Origin of the sequence: Aeromonas cavernicola, assembly GCF_002795305.1 — a bacterium.
Classification (GTDB): Bacteria; Pseudomonadota; Gammaproteobacteria; order Enterobacterales; family Aeromonadaceae; genus Aeromonas; species Aeromonas cavernicola.
In genome coordinates this window covers 1-542 of the sequence record NZ_PGGC01000271.1, presented here as the reverse complement: position 1 = coordinate 542, position 542 = coordinate 1, and the positions used below count along the sequence as shown (strand labels likewise).

The following is a 542-nucleotide window of genomic DNA, read 5'->3' as shown; positions in this document are numbered from 1 at the left end:
GCGACTGTGCCGACCCGTTCCAGCCCCATGTCAATGTTGACCGGGTGGATCTGCTCCAAATAAGAAAGCCAGTCGACCAGCGACCGGCTTTGGGATTGTTGCATGTTTGAACTCATCTTCACTCTTCGATGACGTGAGTATTCAGCATTTTGGCGAGCAGGCTGGCCAGACGGTTACGCATGTCGCGGCGATCGATGATGATATCGATGGCCCCCTTCTCCAGCAGGAACTCGGAGCGCTGGAAGCCTTCCGGCAGTTTCTCGCGCACGGTCTGCTCGATAACGCGCGGGCCGGCAAAGCCGATCAGCGCCTTGGGCTCGCCCACGTTGATGTCACCCAGCATCGCCAGACTGGCGGAGACGCCACCCATGGTGGGGTCGGTCAGCACGGAGATATAGGGCAGGCCCGCCTTGGTGAGGCGATCCAACGCGGCACTGGTCTTGGCCATTTGCATCAGGGAGAACAGGGCCTCCTGCATGCGAGCACCGCCTGAAGCGGAAAAGCAGACCAAACCACGGCCATCTTTAATGCACTCCTCAACC

At 59.6% G+C, this 542-nt stretch carries 1 protein-coding gene; it reads right to left on the bottom strand.

Annotation, left to right across the window (positions count from 1 at the left end; genetic code table 11):
- Window positions 1-118 precede the first annotated feature (118 nt).
- The coding region (locus CUC53_RS18475) for an acetyl-CoA carboxylase carboxyltransferase subunit beta (protein ID WP_272896785.1) at window positions 119-542 on the bottom strand (424 nt) is incomplete at its 5' end.